The organism is Roseovarius carneus (assembly GCF_020141465.1).
Taxonomy (GTDB): Bacteria; Pseudomonadota; Alphaproteobacteria; order Rhodobacterales; family Rhodobacteraceae; genus Roseovarius; species Roseovarius carneus.
Genome location: NZ_JAHSPD010000001.1, coordinates 816,499 through 833,336, shown reverse-complemented (window position 1 = coordinate 833,336; position 16,838 = coordinate 816,499). Strand labels below are relative to the sequence as shown.

The following is a 16,838-nucleotide window of genomic DNA, read 5'->3' as shown; positions in this document are numbered from 1 at the left end:
ATTAAGGCGTGTCGCGCAGCCGCACCGTGACATGGGCGGTGCGCCCCAAAGCATCAATCACCGTAAGGTCCGAGAAGCCCGTGCCGAGCGTGGCCAATTCCGCATCGCGGCGATAAAGCCCGGTCAGCACCGGCGCACCATTGGCCATCAGCGTGAAGGGCGGCTTGCCATCGCGCAGTTTTATGGTGAGGGGTCCGTCGGCCATCAATTCCGCCCCGTCCGGTGGAAAAATCAGCTTGGGCGCATCGGCGGCGGGGGCGAAAACCGTCTCGCGCCCGGCAAAGCGGCGCAGGGGCCGGGGCAGCTCTTGTGTGCTCAGAAGCAGGGTCTCAGCCGGTGGTGCGGGCAGCGGGGTGCGCGCGGTCTCCAATCTCTGGAACGCCTCAAAGAGCAGCGGGGCCGCAAGGTCACCGCCAAACGCGCCGGGCAGAGGTGTCCCATCGGGCCGCCCGATCCAGACGCCTGCCACATGCCGCCCGTCATAGCCGATGGCCCACGCATCACGGTGGCCGTAAGAGGTGCCGGTCTTGTAGGCCAGACTGCGCGCGGGTGCGCCGGGTGGCGGGGCGAGCCCTGCGAGGATATCGCTGATATGCCACGCGGCGGATGGACTGAGGATGCGTGCGGAGGCCGGGGTGTCGCCCGCGCGGTGATGGAGCGCGAGGGCGTCTCCGCCGCGTGCGATGCCGCCATAAAGTTGCACCAGCCCTTCGAGGCTCATGCCCACCCCGCCCAGCGCCACGGCCAGACCTGCGCGCCCGCCCGGCACCTCGGCGTGGATACCTGCGCGGCGCAATGTATCCATAAGATGTGCGGGGCCGATCTCATCCATCAGCAGAACCACGGGGATGTTGAGCGATTGGCGCAGCGCCGATTGCACGGTGACGTCGCCCCGGAAACGTCCATCGAAGTTTTGCGGCGCGTAGCTGCCGAACTGCACGGGCGCGTCGCGGATCAGGGTCTGGGGATGGGCGAGGCCGCGATCAAAACCCATCCCATAGATGAGAGGTTTGAGCGTGGAGCCGGGCGACCGGAGGGCCTGTGTCATGTCCACGAAACCCGCCCGCGCGCCCGGCGCGTAGCCCGCCGAGCCGAGGGAGGCGCGGATCGCGCCCGTCTGGTGATCGGCAATCACGATAGCGATAGAGACCGTTTCGGGCAGGTCGCGCAATCGGGTGGCGGCAAGGGTCTCAATCCGCGATTGCAGGACCGCGTCGATGGTGAGGGCGTGCAGACGCTTGTCGGATGCTTCGGCCAGAGCACGGTCGGTGAGATGCGGGGCGAGGGCCGGAAAAGCACGTCTTTGGGCCGGAACAGGGTCGAATAGAGCGGCGGTGGCGGCCTCAGTGCTCAGCACGCCCGCGGCCTCCATCCGGCCCAGAACACGGGCGCGGGCGGCTGTGGCGGCGGCGTGGTGCCGGTCCGGGCGGCGGGTTTCGGGCGATTGCGGCAGGGCCACAAGAAGCGCCGCCTCAGCCTGGGTGAGGCGGCCATAGATATCGCGGATTTCCACGCCAAGGCGGCGCTGGCCGAAGTAATGCGCCTCGGGGTCGGGTGTGGCGAATCCTGTGAGGTTGAGGATACCCAGATCCACAGCGGCCAGCGTGACAAAGCCATCGGCCCCGTTGAGGCCATCCACGGTCACGACTGCCTCTAGCGGTCCGCGCGGGTCTGACGTTTCGGGCGCTGCGATTTCAACACTCAGCGTGCGTGCGCCGGGGTCTATCATGGCATGGGCGAGGCCGAGGCTGCGCGCTGGGTTCTGCCCTATGGCCACATCCATGGGGCGGATGATTTGGGCGGTGACATACGCGCCCGCGCTGACCTCCACCGCCTGCATATCAATCACCCGGTTCGACAGGACGGTGATCAGCGCGGTGCCCGCATAGCGCGGCACAAGGCGCAGCTGGGCCGTCTCGCCCGTGGCATAGGCGGGTTTGTCCAGCGACAGCTCCAGCGTATCGGGCGTGCTTGTGGCATCTGCGGGGGTATACCAGCCTGCATAGAATGTCGTGCTGGCGGCGGTATAGGTGCCGTCCGTCCGCTCCACGCTCAGCTCATATTCGCCCCATCCGACCGGGGCCGAGATGGTTTGCGCACCGTCCAAGGTGAGCGTACCGTTCGCCACACGCTCGCGCCGCGTGATGGGTTCCCAGTTCCAGTTGCCCCATTGCTGGTACCATTGATAGGTCGTGGTGACGCGCGAGAGAGACCAATCCACCTCCATCGCCATTGGCTCCAAATCTGTGCCAAGGGCGATCACATCGAATGTGGCTGTGCCGCCTTCGGGGATCACGCCGTTTTGGGCGGGTTTGATACCGAGAAACGGCCCGGAGGGGGCGAGGAGGCGGGTGATACCGCGCTCCACCGGGCGGCCTGATCCTTCGCGCACCGCGATGGTCGCGCGGGCCTCTTGTGGCAGGGTGCTTTCGCCTGTGTCTGGCAGGGTGAGAGGCAGGGAGGCCGCCCCGTCCGGCCCTGTGGTGACCGTCTCAAGATAGCTCACACGTGCAGTGCCCGGCGCATCATGGCGACCAAACGCGAATCCGGGGAAGTCTGGCAGACGCCGCTGCGGCGTGAGAGTCATGCTGCCATCCGCCTTGAGCCCCGCACCGGGCGCGCCAAAGAGATAGCGCGCGTCGATCCCGATTGCGCTCCCCTCTGCGCCGGGTGCGTCGCGCCGCAGCATTCCATCAGGCAGGGTGAGGTCAAAATCAATCCGCTCGGGCAGGAAATCCTCGACCAGAAGCCGTGTGCTCGCCAATGCGGGCGCATCCATATCGGCGCGGATTTCCAGCGCCCATGTCCCGCGCGGCGCGGTCTCGGTGATGGGCAGGGCAAAGACGTGACCGCCCGCGCGATCTTCGGCCGAAAGGTGGCGGGAATATTCCACACCATCGGGCCGCATCAGGATCGCGGTAAGCGGCAGGCCGGGGATCGCGCGGGCCAGCGTATCGCGCGCAAGTGCGGTGGCGTGGATCACCTCGCCCGCGCGGTAGGCCCCGCGATCAGTGGCCAGAAACACATCAACAGGTGGTGCGGGCGGTCGGCCCTCAACGCCGCGATCCGACAGATCAAACGCAGGGTCCGTGAGCGACAGGAAGGCCATATCCTCGCCTGCATCAGTCTCCACCAGAACCATCGCAGGGGCCGCACCTCCGGTGCCGCGTGTGAGGCCCGGCGCGAAGATCGCATGGCCCATGTCGTCTGTCATCGCGGTGCCCAGAACCTCGTTCGCGCGCGACAAAAGCGTGATCTCAGCGCCCTCAATGCTGCGCGCATCCCCAAGCCCGCGCGCAAACACATGCAGCCCGTCTGTGCCCTTGAGCGTGGTCAGCCCCAGATCGCTCAGCACGAACCATTGTGTTGCCCCCGGATCATCGTAAAGCGGCATGCCCTCGATCCGCGCGGTCAGTGCATAGATGCCCGGCGGCTGATCGGCGAGAACCTCCCCCATCGGCAGGCGGGTCGTCATGGTCTGGTTGAGCTGGTTCTGCACCTCGCCCACCCCGGTCCAGATATCAGTCGCGATCTCCTCGGAAAACTCCGACAGCTCATAATCGGTCAGGGGGCGTCCGAAATAGTCATCCTGAATGGCGCGCAGGAGGTTGCGGTCACTCACCCGGCGCAGGGTCAGATCGACCTCGGCGAGGTTCACCGTCTCGATGGGCAGGGCTGCATCGGCGGCGCGCGGCAGCACATAGGCGCGGCCCGGAAACACCACCGACGGCGCGCGGTCGCGGATATATTGCGTGATCTGCACATCCTTCAGCAGCGCCTCACCATTGGCCGCAGGCAGGCCTGAGCGGAACGTCACGCTGTAGCGCGCACCATGGCTGAGCCCGTCGATGCAAAGCTGCCGCCCCTCCACCTGCACGACAAGCCCCGCATCAGGCAGCTGCACGAAGGGCGTGTAATCCGTGCCCGTCTGGATCAGATCCTCGGAGAAGATCGCACATAGGCGCGGGTTCGCGGCATCGTTATCGGCGGTGTTTTCGGTGATCCGAAAGCCGTACTTCGCCGTGGCGGACTCCAATGCGGCCACCACGTCATCGCGTGGTGAGAGCGCATTGGCGAGGCGCAGGGCGGCCACAGTATCGCGGCCCCGTCCGTTCGCCTCCAGCGTCTCGGCCAGCATCATCAGCGATGAGACCTGCCCGCCTCTGCCTTGGGCACGCAGATAGCCGTTGGTGGCGGCGGATATGGCGCGGGCGGTGTAGCGATTGGTGTCGTCGGGTTGCAGCATCAAGAGCCGCGCATATTCCACCCATTGATCCGCCGCATCTGTGAGCGACACAGCCGCGCCCATCCAGCGCATCGCGTTCAGGGGATCACCCTCGCCCATGCGGTCGCGGCTCGCGTTCAGCATCTGCTCAACCGGCCAGGTGCCCGCATTGTGCAACCCGCCAATGCGGATCGCGAGATCATGCGCGGCGGTCATTGTGGCCTCGCCCAGAAAGCTCAGGTCATTTTCGCGCGCGTCCGCTTGGGATAGCACGCTCGCATCGGTGGGCAGGATGCGGGCTGATTGCGCGCCGTCATAGGGGACTTCATCACTCACACTGCTCTTGGGGAAGCAGGCGTTGGAGCGGGTGTTGTATGTGAAGGCGCGGCACGCGGGATTCGTCAGACACGCGGTGCGGCACGCGTCAAAGCTGGTGTCGAAAAGCGGTGTGAGGTCCGCGCCGTAATGGTCGATATTGTTTGTCAGCACCGCGCGGCGGTCGGGCAGGCCGGATTGCGCGGTGGCTTCGCCAATGGTTTGGGCCGCGAAAGCGATTGAAAAGACGATAAAAAATGCGCGGTGAAACATGGCGCCCTCCTGAATGGACCTCCCCCGATGCTTGCACGGAGGCGCGCGTGTGGCAATGATTCAAGGGCGGCTCTTAAACACTTGTTCACCTTGTGCCCCCATCGTCTGCGTCAACAAAGGGTCCGGCGCGGCGGAGGATGGGCATGAGCCTTGCCAACAAACTTTCACAGGAACGGCGGGCGCGGCTTGCCGCCGAACGGCTGCTGGAACAAAAGCAAGCGGAGCTTCATGCGGCCAACCGTAAGCTGGGCAAACATGCGCGCGCCCTCTCGGATGAGATCGTGGAGACCCGTGCAAAGGTCGAGACGGTCGAGAGCGAGAATCAGCGGGTTAAATCAGACCTGCATGTGGCCAATGAGAAGGTCGAGATCGCCGAGCGGCGGCTTTGGCATTCGATCGAGACCATTCAGGACGGGTTCGCCTTTTTCGATGCCGATAGCCGGATGATCGCGGCCAACCCGGCCTATATCTCGGTTTTTGACGGGCTGGAGCTGATTGCGCCGGGCATTTCTTATGTGGAGATTTTGCAGCTTTGTACCGAGGAGGGGATCGTGAATATCGGGGATCAAAGCCCGGCGGCCTGGCGTGAGAACATGCTGGACCGCTGGCAGGGCCTGACCCCCGAGCCTGAGGTGATCCGCCTTTGGAGCGGGGAATACATCAAGCTGATCGATCAGCGCGGCCATGGCGGGGATGTGGTCAGCCTTGCGCTGAACATCACCGAGACGGTGCGTTATGAAGAGCAGCTGAAAGAGGCGCGTCGCCGGGCGGAATCGGCGAACCGGGCAAAATCGTCCTTCCTTGCTAATATGAGCCATGAGATCCGCACGCCGATGAACGGGGTCGTTGGCATGGCCGATCTGCTCAAGGATACTGAGCTGAACGAGGAGCAATTGCTCTATGCCAATACGATCAAAAACTCCGGCGAGGCGCTTTTGGTGATCATCAACGATGTGCTGGATTATTCCAAGATCGAGGCGGAAAAGCTGCTCCTGCACCCAGAGCCTTTTGATCTGGAGTTGTGCCTGCATGAGTTGATTATGCTGATGCAGCCCAAGGCGCGCGATCAGGGCTTGGAGATTTTCCTCGACTACGATCTCTTTTTGCCAACGCAGTTTGTGGGCGATCCGGGGCGCTTACGGCAGGTTTTGACCAATCTCATTGGTAATGCGGTGAAATTCACGCTGGAGGGGCATGTCCTGATCCGCGTGGTGGGTGTGAAGGATTCGCCCCCCGGCTGCGCCCAGATCCACATCACGGTCGAGGATACCGGGATCGGCATTCCGGGTGGCAAGGTCGATCATGTGTTTGGCGAGTTCAACCAGGTCGATGAGGCGCAAAACCGGCAGTTTGAGGGCACCGGGCTTGGCCTCGCCATCTCGCAGCAGCTGATCCGGCTGATGGGTGGCAATATCTGGGTCGAGAGTGTGGAGGGGCAGGGCTCTACCTTTGGGTTCAAGATCACCCTGCCGTTGGGCGATGGGGCTGCTCAAGAGGTGATCGCGCCGCCAAAAGGGGTCCGCCGCGCGATGGTCGTGGATGCGCAGGACGCCAATCGTTCCATCCTCGCCAAACAGCTGAGCTTGATGGGGGTCGAGACAGTGGAATGTCACAGCGGGGCCGAAGCGCTGGCGCAGATGGCCCCCGAGATTGATCTGGTCCTGACGGATCATAACATGGCCGAGATGGATGGGCTTGAGCTGGCCGAGGCGTTGCGCGGCGCGGGGCACAGCGTGCCCATTGTGCTGCTGAGCGGGAATACTGGCTACGCCGAGCAGGACCCGGCGCGCAGGTTTCTCTGCGCCATGTTGCAAAAGCCTGTGCCGCGCAGTGATCTCTTCGCAATGCTGGCGGATCTCGGGGACGCCATGCCTGAGACGCCGCCGCTCACGCCTGAACCGACCCGTCCGGTGGTGTCGCAAGCGCGTGCCCTCAGGGTTTTGGCGGCGGAGGACAACAAGACCAATCAGTTGGTGTTTTCAAAGATGGTGAAGACGCTGGATATTGATCTGAAATTCGCCGTCAACGGAATCGAAGCGGTGGAAATGTATCAAAGCTTTGATCCCGACATCGTCTTCATGGATATTTCCATGCCCAAGATGGACGGCAAGGAGGCCACGCGCAGCATTCGCACGATCGAGGAGGGAACGGGGCGTCATGTGCCGATTGTGGCTATGACGGCCCATGCGATGGAAGGCGACGACAAAGGCATCCTTGCGGCGGGGCTTGATTATTATCTGACCAAACCGCTGCGCAAGGCCGCGATCCATGAGCGGATTGAGAACGCCTGTTCTGATGATGTGCGCCCGCCCTTGCCCTCTGTGGCCGAAGCGGGCTGACCCCTCAGGCCGCGTCTTTTTGCGCCGCCTCAGGCCGGATGAAGACCAGCTTGCCGGGCACGGAGGCTTTGGCGTCGAACGCATAGCCGCCGCTGTCGAAATCCTTGAGGCCCTCAGCCGTGGTCAGGCGGTTCTGGATCACGAAGCGGGCCATCGCGCCGCGCGCTTTTTTGGCATAAAAGCTGATGATCTTGGGCGTGCCTGCGCGCTCTTCCATGAAGACGGGCGTGATCACGTCAAGCTTCAGCGCCTTGGGGTCCACCGCGCCAAAATATTCCTGGCTCGCGCAATTGATCAAGGTGTCGGTACCCACCGTTTCGGCCTGCGCATTGAGCGCGGTCGCGATCCGGTCGCCCCACCAGTCATAGAGCGATTTGCCTCGGGCGGTTTTCAGGCGGCTGCCCATCTCAAGGCGGTAAGGTTCCATCGCATCGAGGGGGCGCAACAGGCCGTAAAGCCCTGACAGAATCCGAAAATGATCCTGCGCCCATGCCATTTCATCGGCGTCGAGCGTGCCGGCCTCAAGCCCCTGGTAGGTGTCTCCGGCAAAGGCCAAAGCGGCTTGTTTGGTGTCTTGATGGCCGAAATTCGCGAACCGCTCGGCGTTGAGCTTGGCCAGAGGTGCGCTGATTTTCATCAGCTTTTGCAGGTCCGCCTCGCTGAGATCTTTCGCCACTTCGGCAAGTGCGTTGGCTTCATCAGCGAAGTGCGGCGCGCTGGGCGTGGGCGCGTCCACGGCGCTCATGTCAAGTTTCTTGGCGGGCGATACAACGACGAGCATGTGCATGTCTCCTTGGTGACGTCAGAAGTAACCTAGCGCTCTTCGGCCAGAACTTCCAGAAAGGCGGCGGTGAAACGCTCGGCGCGTTTTTCGTCCAGAAGGCGGGCCATGGCGGCGGCGTCCCGCGGGCGCATTTGGGCGATCTTGGTGATTTGGGACGACGAACAGCTGAGTGGTTTGTCATGCCCGTCCGGCCCGTTGGCGAGCGCTGTCTGCACCTCAACCAGCCGATCATAGAGCGTGCCTGCCTCGCGCCCGGCGAGTTTGCGGCGCGTCGGGTGCATGGCCGCCGCCTCGCCAGTGATCACCTCCAGAAAGGCCGCGCCATATTGCTCCAGCTTCTTCGCGCCCACGCCGCCAATGCGCGCCATGTCATCAAGGCTCTGGGGCCGGGTTTCGGCCATCTCAATCAGGGTGCGGTCGTTGAAGACGACGTAAGCGGGCACGCGCTGCGTCTCGGAAAACGCCCGGCGCTTGGCCTTGAGCGCCGACAAAAGCGGCGCGTCCTCATCCGAGACGAGCGCCTTGGGCGCCGGGCGGCGCTCTTTGGTGCCGAGGGTGTCTTGGCGCAGGGTGATTTCCGCCTCGCCCTTCAGGATCGGCACCGCCGGGTCGGTCATGCGCAGTGCGCCGTGCCGCTCGGGGTCGGGGCGGATCAAATCGTGCCCTTGCATCTGGCGAAAAATCCCCTGCCAGCGGCGTTTGTCCACGTCTTTTCCCACGCCAAAGGTTGGCAGGCTATCATGGCCGCGCTCGCGGACTTTTTCTGTGGCATTGCCGGTGAGGATGTCGATGAGATGGCCCGCGCCGAAATACTCGCCCGTGCGCAGGATTGCCGAGAGGGCTTTGCGCACCGCCTCGGTCCCGTCGAACGTGGCGGGCGGGGAATCGCAGAGGTCACAATTGCCGCAGGGTGTGGCCTCCTCCCCGAAATAGCCCAAAAGCTGCACCCGGCGGCATTTTAGCGCCTCGGCCAGACCCAAGAGCGCGTTGAGTCGCGCGTGATCCGCGCTGCGCCGCTCGGCGGGTGCGAGGCCTTCGTCAATCTGGCTGCGGCGCAGACGGATATCGTCGGGGCCATAAAGCGTGAGCGTCTCGGCAGGCGCGCCATCACGCCCCGAACGGCCGATTTCCTGATAATAGGCCTCGATGGATTTGGGGAGGTCCGCATGGGCAACCCAGCGGATGTCGGGCTTGTCCACACCCATCCCGAAGGCGACCGTGGCAACCACGATCAGCCCGTCCTCGGTGCTGAACCTGTGCTCCACATAGCGGCGCTGATCAGGGTCCATGCCGCCGTGATAGAAGGCGGCGGTGTGGCCCGCCTCGCCCAGAGCCTGCGACAGGGTTTCGGTCTTGGCGCGGGTGCCGCAATAGACGATGCCGGATTGCCCTTTGCGGGCAGCGGCAAAGTCGAGAATCTGGCGGCGTGGCCCGTCCTTGGCCGCGAAGGCGAGGTGGATGTTGGGACGATCAAAACCGTGGAGAAACTTCGCAGGCGCGGCCCCATCGAAGAGCTTTTCGATGATCTCGTCTTGGGTCTCGGAATCGGCGGTGGCGGTAAAGGCCGCAAGCGGCACACCCAGCGTGCGGCGCAGCTCCCCGATACGCAGGTAATCGGGGCGGAAATCATGACCCCACTGGCTGACGCAATGCGCCTCATCCACGGCAATGAGGCTGACCCCGATGCGGCGTAACATGCCAACGGCAGAGCCTGCCGCCAGCCGTTCGGGCGCGATATAGAGCAGCTTCAGCCGCCCCTCTTCCAGCGCGTCCCAGACCTCGTTGGTTTCTTCCTCGGTATTGCCCGAGGTGAGGGCCGCCGCCTCCACCCCTGCGGCCTTCAGCGCGCGGACCTGATCGCGCATTAGCGCGATGAGCGGCGAAATGACCAACGTAACCCCTTCGCGCATTAGTGCGGGAAGCTGAAAACAAAGCGATTTGCCGCCACCTGTGGGCATGATGGCCAGCACGTTCTGACCGCTTGCTACGGCGGCCACGATCTCTTCTTGGCCGGGGCGGAAGGCGTCATAGCCGAAGATATCCCTGAGATGCGTGTGCGCGCCCGTCATGGCTTTGTCCCAAACCGATGTGATGTCCGTGAGGGGTAATCCTCACAGATTAGGAATCGCGCAGCAAGGGCAAGTATGCCTCAGGCGAAGCCGAATATTACCGGAAGGACATAGGCGCGCAGCGAGATCACGATGATCAGCGCGGCCAAGGGTGCCAGATCAAGCGGGCGTGTGTCGGGCAGAATGCGGCGCAGGGGGCTGTAGATCGGCTCGAGCAGGCGGTTGAGCCCGTCCCAGACCTGTCGCACGAAGGGTTGGTGCAGGTTCAGGACCTGAAAATTGATCAGCCAGCTCATGATGATGTGGACGATCATCACGAAATACACCACGCCGAGGATAAGTTGCAGTGGTCCGTAAATTGCGAGCATTGCGCGGCTCCTTTTGCCAATCTGCCCCACAGGTATGCCGAGCCTTGGGAAAGCGCAAGGTTTACGCCGGGTAGTGGTTGACGTTAGCGTAAACTGGGCACAGATAACGGCGAAAGGAGCCGCCTCATGTATCCCATCATTCGCCTCGCATGGCAGCTTTTCAAGCATCGCAAGGATGCGCCCCTGCCGCTGACGGGTACGCATGTCTCGCAGCATTACTGCCTGCCTCAGGACATTGATGTGTGGAGGGAGCTGAACAATGGCCGGACCCTCACGATCTATGATTTGGGCCGTATCCCTTTGGCGGCGCGTGTTGGGCTTCTGCCACTCTTGAAGCGGCACGGCTGGGGCCTGGCCATGGCGGGGGCGGCTGTGCGCTATCGCCGCCGGGTGCGGATGTTCGAGAAGATCGAGATGCGCAGTCGGGCGATCGGCTGGGACGCGCGCTTCATGTATCTGGAGCAATCCATGTGGAAGGCGAACGGGGAATGTGCGAGCCATATTGTCTATCGCGGGGCCGTGACGGGTGCAAAAGGCATTGTGCCGCCCGCCGAAGTGATGGACGCGCTGGGGCGTAGCGCGCCGTCGCCCGTGCTCCCTGTTTGGGTTCAGGGATGGCTTGCCGCCGAGGATCAGCGCGCTTGGCCACCCATGCAGGACGCGCCCAAACAATAGCTTGCCCCGGCGCCTTGCGGCCTGTCATATCGAGCGCATAAGCCATTGGGGGCAGGTGGATGAAAGCCGCGACGCATCGCAAGCGCATCTGGGGTTGGTTCTTTTTCGATTGGGCCAGCCAACCGTATAACACGCTCATTATCACCTTCATTTTCGCGCCTTACGTCAAAGAGCTTATCGGCGACGGGGTTGAGGCGCAGACGGCATGGGCCTTTGGCGTGGCGGCGGCAGGGCTGATCATTGCAGCACTTGCGCCGATCCTCGGGGCGATGGCGGACCAGACCGGCAACCGGATGCAGTGGATCAAGGGGTTTTCGGTGATGTATGTCGTCGGGGCCTTTGGTCTGTGGTGGGCCATTCCGGGTGATTTCAACCTTATGATGATCTTGCTGTTTTTCGTGGTCGGCATGGTGGGGATGGAACTTGCCACGATCTTCACCAATTCCATGCTGCCCGATCTGGGCACGCGCGCGGAGATCGCGAAAATATCTGGCTCAGGCTGGGCGTTTGGTTATCTCGGCGGGCTTTTGGCACTGGTGATCATGCTGGCATTCTTTGCCGAAAGCGGTGCTACGGGCCGGACGTTTATCGGGCTGGAGCCGCCTTTTGGATTGGACGCAGAGGCGCGGGAGGGGACACGCTTTGTCGGGCCGCTGACCGGATTCTGGTTCCTCCTCTTCATGGTGCCCTTTTTCCTGTGGGTGCGCGATCCGCGCCCCGGACGCGCGGCCCCCGGTGCGGTCAAGGCAGCGCTGAGCCGCGTCTGGCAGACGGTGCGCCGGCTGCCCCAGACACCGTCGCTTTTCTCCTTCCTTGGGGCGTCGATGTTTTACCGTGACGCGCTCAACGGGATGTATGTGTTTGGCGGCATTTACGCCGCGGGCGTGTTGGAATGGAGCGTGGTGGATACCGGCATTTTCGGCATCATCGCGATCTTGTCGGGCACAATCTTTGCGTGGCTGGGCGGGTTCGCGGATGCGCGGTTCGGCTCCAAACCTGTGGTCATGGTCTGCATCGCCGTGCTGACTTTCGTGTCGATCAGCATCGTTTTCGTATCCCGAAGCAGTGTTTATGGCATTGCCGTTGGCCCGGAATCGACCCTGCCCGATACTGCGTTTTACGTGCTGGGCGCGTTAATCGGTGCGGCTGGGGGCGTGATCCAATCAGCCAGCCGCACGATGATGGTGCAGCAGGCCCGTCCCGGTCACATGGCCGAGGCGTTCGGGCTTTATGGGCTGGCGGGTAAGGCCACGTCGTTTCTCGCGCCCTTCCTCGTCGGCGTGGTCACCGCAATCAGCGGCAGCCAGCAGATCGGGGTGACGCCGCTGATTGGGCTCTTCCTCATCGGATTGATTTTGTTAGCATGGGTGAAGCCGGAAGGAGACCCGAGATGAGACACCTGATTGCCGTCCTCTGTGCTGCGCTGATGAGTGCGCCTGCCGCCGCTCAGGATCTGGGTGCGCCTGTTGTGTCGTCGCAGACCAAGCAAGCCAAGCAGGTGTTTGGCGCGTTCAGCAACGGCTCCAGCCAAAAGGCTATGCCCTTTGGAAGCTATGCCAAAGGGTGCCTTGCCGGGGGTGTGCAACTGCCCGAGACGGGGCCGACATGGCAGGCGATGCGCCTGAGCCGCAACCGTAATTGGGGCCATCCGGAGGTGATTGATTTTGTCGAGAAGCTGTCGGCAAAGGCCGCGCAGCAACCGGGGTGGAATGGGCTCTATATCGGCGATATCAGCCAGCCGCGCGGCGGGCCGATGTTGACCGGGCACCGCTCGCATCAAATCGGGCTGGATGTAGATATCTGGATGCTGCCCGGCAGGCAGATGAACCTCACCCGCCGGGGTCGTGAGAATATATCGTCCATCTCCATGCGGCGGTCCCAAGGGGCGTTTGTGAATGACCTGTGGACGCCTGCGCATCACGAGATCATCAAGGCCGCGGCGCAGGATCGCCGCACCGCGCGGATTTTTGTGTTTCCCGGTGCCAAGGTGCAGATGTGCAAGGATGAGACCGGCAACCGCGCGTGGCTGCGCAAGGTCCGGCCGTGGTTTGGGCATCACTATCATTTCCATGTGCGGCTGAGCTGCCCTCGCGGCGCGCGTGACTGTGTGGATCAGGCCGCACCGCCGCCGGGCGATGGTTGCGCGGATGCGCAAGAGTGGGTCAACAACATCCTCAACCCGCCGCCCCCCGACCCCAATGCACCGCCGCCCAAACCACGACGCGAGCTGACCATGGCCGACCTGCCCGAACAATGTGCAGCGATTGCCCAATCGCAATAGGTGGTATGATTTTGTGCCTTGGACCCTGCATTTTGTTTTGACAAACGCAAAATTTGTGGCAGGCTGAGGGTGATTTTAACAACTGAAAGGAGGTGATCCAGTGTCTATAGAGGTATTGGAGAGAGGTGTCGGAACAGTTTGGGGGACGAGCATCTAGGGCAGACCTTAGGTGCGAAAGCATCCAGATTGGCGCGTGTCTAACCGACCCCGCCTCCGCAATCTTCTAGAGGGCCGTCCCTGATCGGGGCGGCCCTTTTGGTATGCTTATGGGTGGTCCGTATGGCCTCGACGATGATTTGGTGCGAAAAAGGCGGCTATGCTCAAGGTTAATGATCACATCAGCATCGAGGATTGGGAGCTGACGGAGCAATTCGTCCGCGCAAGCGGGCCGGGCGGTCAGAACGTCAACAAGGTGGCGAGTGCGGTTGAGCTCAGATTCGAGGCGGAGCGGTCGCCCGCCCTGTCTGATGCGGTGAAGCGGCGGCTCAAACGGCTGGCGGGGCGGCGCTGGACCAAAGAAGGCGCGGTGATCATTCAATGCGACGAGACCCGCCATCAGGCCCGCAACCGCGATATTGCACGCGAGCGGTTGGTGGCGTTGATCCGGTCTGCGCTTGAGGTGCCCAAGCGGCGGGTGGCAACTAAGCCCACGCTGGGATCAAAGAAACGACGGCTGAAGGCAAAAAAGGTGCGCGGTGAGGTGAAGGCTTTGCGGGGGTCGGTTGATCCTGAGTGAGGAAGCCCACGGCGTGCTTTCGCGTGGCAGGGCTTGGGCAATTCTTGGTGGCCCCTGCTCGCGTTCCTATATAGACCCGGAGGCGCACAGCGCGCGGAGGTAGAGCATGGCGAACCATTTGTATCAGGGTGATCTTCCCGATGGGCTGGACCTTGGTCCGGTCGTGGCGATTGATTGCGAGACGATGGGTCTGCATCCGCATCGCGACCGGCTGTGCGTTATTCAGATGTCGGGCGGGGACGGGAATGCGCATCTTGTGCAGGTCGCCAAAGGCCAGACTGACGCGCCGAACCTGTGTGCGATGTTGACGAACCCGGATGTGCTCAAGCTCTTCCATTTTGGGCGCTTTGACATTGCCGCGATGCAAAATGCCTTTGGCGCGGTCACAGCGCCGGTCTATTGCACCAAGATCGCGAGCAAGCTGATCCGCACCTATACGGACCGGCATGGCCTGAAATACCTACTTCAGGAATTGCTGGGCGTGGATATCTCCAAGCAGCAACAAAGCTCGGATTGGGGCGCGCCTGAGCTGAGCCGCGCGCAGATTGATTATGCCGCCTCGGACGTGCTCTATCTGCACCGCTTGCGCGAGGAGTTGAACACGCGCCTTGTGCGCGAGGGGCGGATGGAAATGGCGCAGGCCTGCTTTGATTTTCTGCCCATGCGCGCAGGGCTCGATCTGGCGGGTTGGCCTGATCAAGATATTTTCTCGCATTAGATGGTGCTGGGCGAGAACTTCCACTCGCGCTTTGTCGCTTGGGCCAAGATCATTCTGCCGATTTTGGCGCTGGGCCTTTTGTCGACGCTCTTTTTGCTGTCGCGAACGGTGGATGTGTCCGGCACGATCCCCTACAGCACTATTGATCTGGAACAGCGCGCGCAGGACCAAGGGGCTACCAATCCGCGCTTTGCCGGGGTGGCGACAGGCGGTGAGGAGGTCAGCTTTATCGCAGACACGGTGCGGCCAGACCCCACAAACCCCGAGAAAATGCTAGCCGATCAGGTGCGCGCGCAGGTCAACCTGCTGGGCGGCACGGTGATGAATATCGAGGCCGCGAACGGCGAGAGTGATCAACTTGCCCTGACGGCGCAATTGACCGGCGACGTCCGGGTCCTGTTGACCACGGGCTATGATATCCGAACAGAACGTCTGGATGCGCAGTTTGATACGGTCTATGCCGAAAGCCCCGGCCCGGTGACGGCCACAGGCCCGCCCGGCGATCTGCAAGCGGGCCGGATGGTGCTCACAACAGGCGGCGAGGTGGGTGATGCCGATTTATTGTTCACGGATGGGGTCAAACTGATATACCTCCCGCGAGAGACAAAGGACTGACCCACGTGGCTCGTTACACATATATGCTCGCGCTTATGGCGTTCGCCGGGATGGCGCAGGCGCAGGGAACGCAGGTCGCCTTTGGCACCGTGGCTCAGGACAGCAGCCTCCCGGTTGAGGTCACCTCCGACAATCTCAACGTCAACCAGACCGATGGCACGGCAATTTTCACAGGCAATGTGGTGATCGGTCAGGGCGAGATGCGTCTCGCGGCCCCGCGGGTTCTTGTCGTCTACCTTGCGGATCAGACCGGGATCGAGCGGCTTCAGGCGACGGGTGGTGTGACCCTTGTGAGCGGACCGGACGCAGCGGAAGCGGCCCGCGCCAATTACAACGTGCAGACCGGCATGATCGAGATGGAGGGTGATGTTCTGTTGGTGCAGGGGGCGAGCGCACTTACGGCTGACAAGATGTATGTGGACACCGCCGCCGGGACCGCGCGGATGAACGGGCGGGTCAAGACCGTGCTGCAATCCTCCGAGCCGCAGGAATGAGCAAACCGCAGCTTCATGTCGCCTCGGAAAGAGGCGGGCTGACTGTCAGCAACCTGCGCAAAAGCTATAAAAAGCGCGTGGTGATCCGGGATGTGTCGTTGCAACTGCGCCAAGGCGAGGTTGCGGCCCTTTTGGGTCCCAACGGGTCGGGCAAGACGACCACTTTTTATTCCATAGCCGGTTTGATCTATCCCGAGGGCGGGCGCGTGGAGATTGAAGGGCGCGATGTGACCAACCTGCCGATGTATCGCCGGGCGAAGCTTGGTATTGGGTATTTGCCCCAGGAAATGTCGATTTTTCGCGGGCTATCGGTTGAGGATAACATCATGGCGATCCTCGATATCGCCGTAAGCGATGGCCATAAACGGCGCGAGCGGCTGGAAGAGCTGCTCTCGGATTTCTCGGTGGAGCATTTGCGGCGCGCGCCCGCGCTGGCCCTGTCGGGGGGCGAGCGGCGGCGGGTCGAAATCGCGCGTTGTTTGGCGGCGAATCCAAAATATTTGCTGCTTGATGAGCCTTTTGCTGGGGTCGATCCGATCAGCGTGGGCGATATTCGCCATTTGGTTGCGGACCTCAAAAAACGCGGCATCGGCGTGCTGATCACTGACCATAATGTCCGGGAAACATTGGAGATTGTGGATCGCGCCTATATCTTGCATGACGGCAAGGTCCTGATGTCCGGCACGCCTGCTGAAGTGGTCGAGAACGAGAATGTCCGGCGCGTATATCTCGGCGAGAATTTTCGCATTTCTTAATCTATTTTGGGCAGAATTTGGCTCTCGCCGCCGCAATGCGCATTGACAAGAGGCCGGATAAACGCGTCAATCAACCTATGGACGATAGGAGTTTCGAGCTTGCCGTATCGCGCCCCAAATCTGATTGGGCGGACCGCGCACAGCCCCTCCTCACGCCATTTTCCCGCAAGCGGATCTGAGCCGGACCTACA

The 16,838-nt window shown here is 62.4% G+C and carries 13 protein-coding genes; 9 read left to right on the top strand and 4 right to left on the bottom strand.

What is annotated here, in order from left to right:
- Nucleotide 1: 1 nt before the first annotated feature.
- The gene (locus KUD11_RS04105; protein ID WP_109386364.1) at nucleotides 2-4,813 is read right to left on the bottom strand and encodes an MG2 domain-containing protein; all 4,812 of its coding nucleotides are present in this window, start codon (nucleotides 4,811-4,813) and stop codon (nucleotides 2-4) included.
- 143 nt (nucleotides 4,814-4,956) lie between these two features.
- Between KUD11_RS04105 and KUD11_RS04100 the strand changes: the two genes are divergently transcribed.
- On the top strand, nucleotides 4,957-7,152 hold the full coding sequence (locus tag KUD11_RS04100) for a response regulator (protein WP_109388253.1): 2,196 nt from the start codon (nucleotides 4,957-4,959) through the stop codon (nucleotides 7,150-7,152).
- 4 nt (nucleotides 7,153-7,156) lie between these two features.
- Here the strand turns inward: KUD11_RS04100 and yaaA are convergent, their stop codons facing one another.
- The 3 genes from yaaA to KUD11_RS04085 form a co-directional block, all read right to left on the bottom strand.
- Nucleotides 7,157-7,933: a peroxide stress protein YaaA gene (gene yaaA, locus KUD11_RS04095; RefSeq protein WP_109386366.1), complete on the bottom strand. Its 777-nt coding sequence runs from the start codon at nucleotides 7,931-7,933 to the stop codon at nucleotides 7,157-7,159.
- A gap of 32 nt (nucleotides 7,934-7,965) precedes the next feature.
- Nucleotides 7,966-10,005 (bottom strand): DNA helicase RecQ, encoded by a 2,040-nt coding sequence (recQ, locus tag KUD11_RS04090; RefSeq protein WP_109386368.1) that lies wholly within the window; start codon nucleotides 10,003-10,005, stop codon nucleotides 7,966-7,968.
- 80 nt (nucleotides 10,006-10,085) lie between these two features.
- Entirely contained in the window at nucleotides 10,086-10,373 is a 288-nt protein-coding gene (locus tag KUD11_RS04085; RefSeq protein WP_109386370.1) for a YggT family protein, read from the bottom strand.
- A 126-nt stretch (nucleotides 10,374-10,499) separates the two neighbouring features.
- Between KUD11_RS04085 and KUD11_RS04080 the strand changes: the two genes are divergently transcribed.
- The 8 genes from KUD11_RS04080 to lptB all read left to right on the top strand — a co-directional run bounded on the left by KUD11_RS04080 (nucleotide 10,500) and on the right by lptB (nucleotide 16,647).
- A complete protein-coding gene (locus KUD11_RS04080) occupies nucleotides 10,500-11,048 on the top strand; it encodes an acyl-CoA thioesterase (RefSeq protein WP_109386372.1) in 549 nt (182 codons plus the stop codon).
- Nucleotides 11,049-11,107: 59 nt separating this feature from the next.
- A complete protein-coding gene (locus tag KUD11_RS04075; RefSeq protein ID WP_109386374.1) occupies nucleotides 11,108-12,442 on the top strand; it encodes an MFS transporter in 1,335 nt (444 codons plus the stop codon).
- Between the two features lie 32 nt (nucleotides 12,443-12,474).
- Nucleotides 12,475-13,329: a penicillin-insensitive murein endopeptidase gene (gene mepA, locus KUD11_RS04070; RefSeq protein ID WP_224380288.1), complete on the top strand. Its 855-nt coding sequence runs from the start codon at nucleotides 12,475-12,477 to the stop codon at nucleotides 13,327-13,329.
- A 316-nt stretch (nucleotides 13,330-13,645) separates the two neighbouring features.
- Nucleotides 13,646-14,065, top strand: a complete 420-nt coding sequence (arfB, locus tag KUD11_RS04065) for an alternative ribosome rescue aminoacyl-tRNA hydrolase ArfB (RefSeq protein ID WP_109386378.1) — start codon at nucleotides 13,646-13,648, stop codon at nucleotides 14,063-14,065.
- 106 nt (nucleotides 14,066-14,171) lie between these two features.
- Nucleotides 14,172-14,783 carry a ribonuclease D gene (locus tag KUD11_RS04060; protein ID WP_109386380.1) on the top strand — a complete coding sequence of 204 codons (612 nt, stop codon included), beginning with the start codon at nucleotides 14,172-14,174 and terminating at the stop codon, nucleotides 14,781-14,783.
- Entirely contained in the window at nucleotides 14,784-15,398 is a 615-nt protein-coding gene (lptC, locus tag KUD11_RS04055; protein WP_109386385.1) for an LPS export ABC transporter periplasmic protein LptC, read from the top strand.
- The gene (locus KUD11_RS04050) at nucleotides 15,395-15,892 is read left to right on the top strand and encodes an LptA/OstA family protein (protein ID WP_397545235.1); all 498 of its coding nucleotides are present in this window, start codon (nucleotides 15,395-15,397) and stop codon (nucleotides 15,890-15,892) included. Before lptC ends, KUD11_RS04050 begins: the two co-directional genes overlap by 4 nt.
- Nucleotides 15,889-16,647: an LPS export ABC transporter ATP-binding protein gene (gene lptB / locus KUD11_RS04045; protein ID WP_109386389.1), complete on the top strand. Its 759-nt coding sequence runs from the start codon at nucleotides 15,889-15,891 to the stop codon at nucleotides 16,645-16,647. Before KUD11_RS04050 ends, lptB begins: the two co-directional genes overlap by 4 nt.
- Nucleotides 16,648-16,838 lie beyond the last annotated feature (191 nt).

What these genes read in the sequence shown, in the direction of transcription:
- yaaA (WP_109386366.1), bottom strand. Translation starts at nt 7,933, where the DNA reads ATGCTCGTCGTTGTATCGCCCGCCAAGAAACTTGACATGAGCGCCGTG.
- KUD11_RS04080 (WP_109386372.1), top strand. Translation starts at nt 10,500, where the DNA reads ATGTATCCCATCATTCGCCTCGCATGGCAGCTTTTCAAGCATCGCAAG.
- lptC (WP_109386385.1), top strand. Translation starts at nt 14,784, where the DNA reads ATGGTGCTGGGCGAGAACTTCCACTCGCGCTTTGTCGCTTGGGCCAAG.
- arfB (WP_109386378.1), top strand. Translation starts at nt 13,646, where the DNA reads ATGCTCAAGGTTAATGATCACATCAGCATCGAGGATTGGGAGCTGACG.
- mepA (WP_224380288.1), top strand. Translation starts at nt 12,475, where the DNA reads ATGAGTGCGCCTGCCGCCGCTCAGGATCTGGGTGCGCCTGTTGTGTCG.
- KUD11_RS04075 (WP_109386374.1), top strand. Translation starts at nt 11,108, where the DNA reads ATGAAAGCCGCGACGCATCGCAAGCGCATCTGGGGTTGGTTCTTTTTC.
- KUD11_RS04105 (WP_109386364.1), bottom strand. Translation starts at nt 4,813, where the DNA reads ATGTTTCACCGCGCATTTTTTATCGTCTTTTCAATCGCTTTCGCGGCC.
- recQ (WP_109386368.1), bottom strand. Translation starts at nt 10,005, where the DNA reads ATGACGGGCGCGCACACGCATCTCAGGGATATCTTCGGCTATGACGCC.
- KUD11_RS04060 (WP_109386380.1), top strand. Translation starts at nt 14,172, where the DNA reads ATGGCGAACCATTTGTATCAGGGTGATCTTCCCGATGGGCTGGACCTT.
- lptB (WP_109386389.1), top strand. Translation starts at nt 15,889, where the DNA reads ATGAGCAAACCGCAGCTTCATGTCGCCTCGGAAAGAGGCGGGCTGACT.
- KUD11_RS04100 (WP_109388253.1), top strand. Translation starts at nt 4,957, where the DNA reads ATGAGCCTTGCCAACAAACTTTCACAGGAACGGCGGGCGCGGCTTGCC.
- KUD11_RS04085 (WP_109386370.1), bottom strand. Translation starts at nt 10,373, where the DNA reads ATGCTCGCAATTTACGGACCACTGCAACTTATCCTCGGCGTGGTGTAT.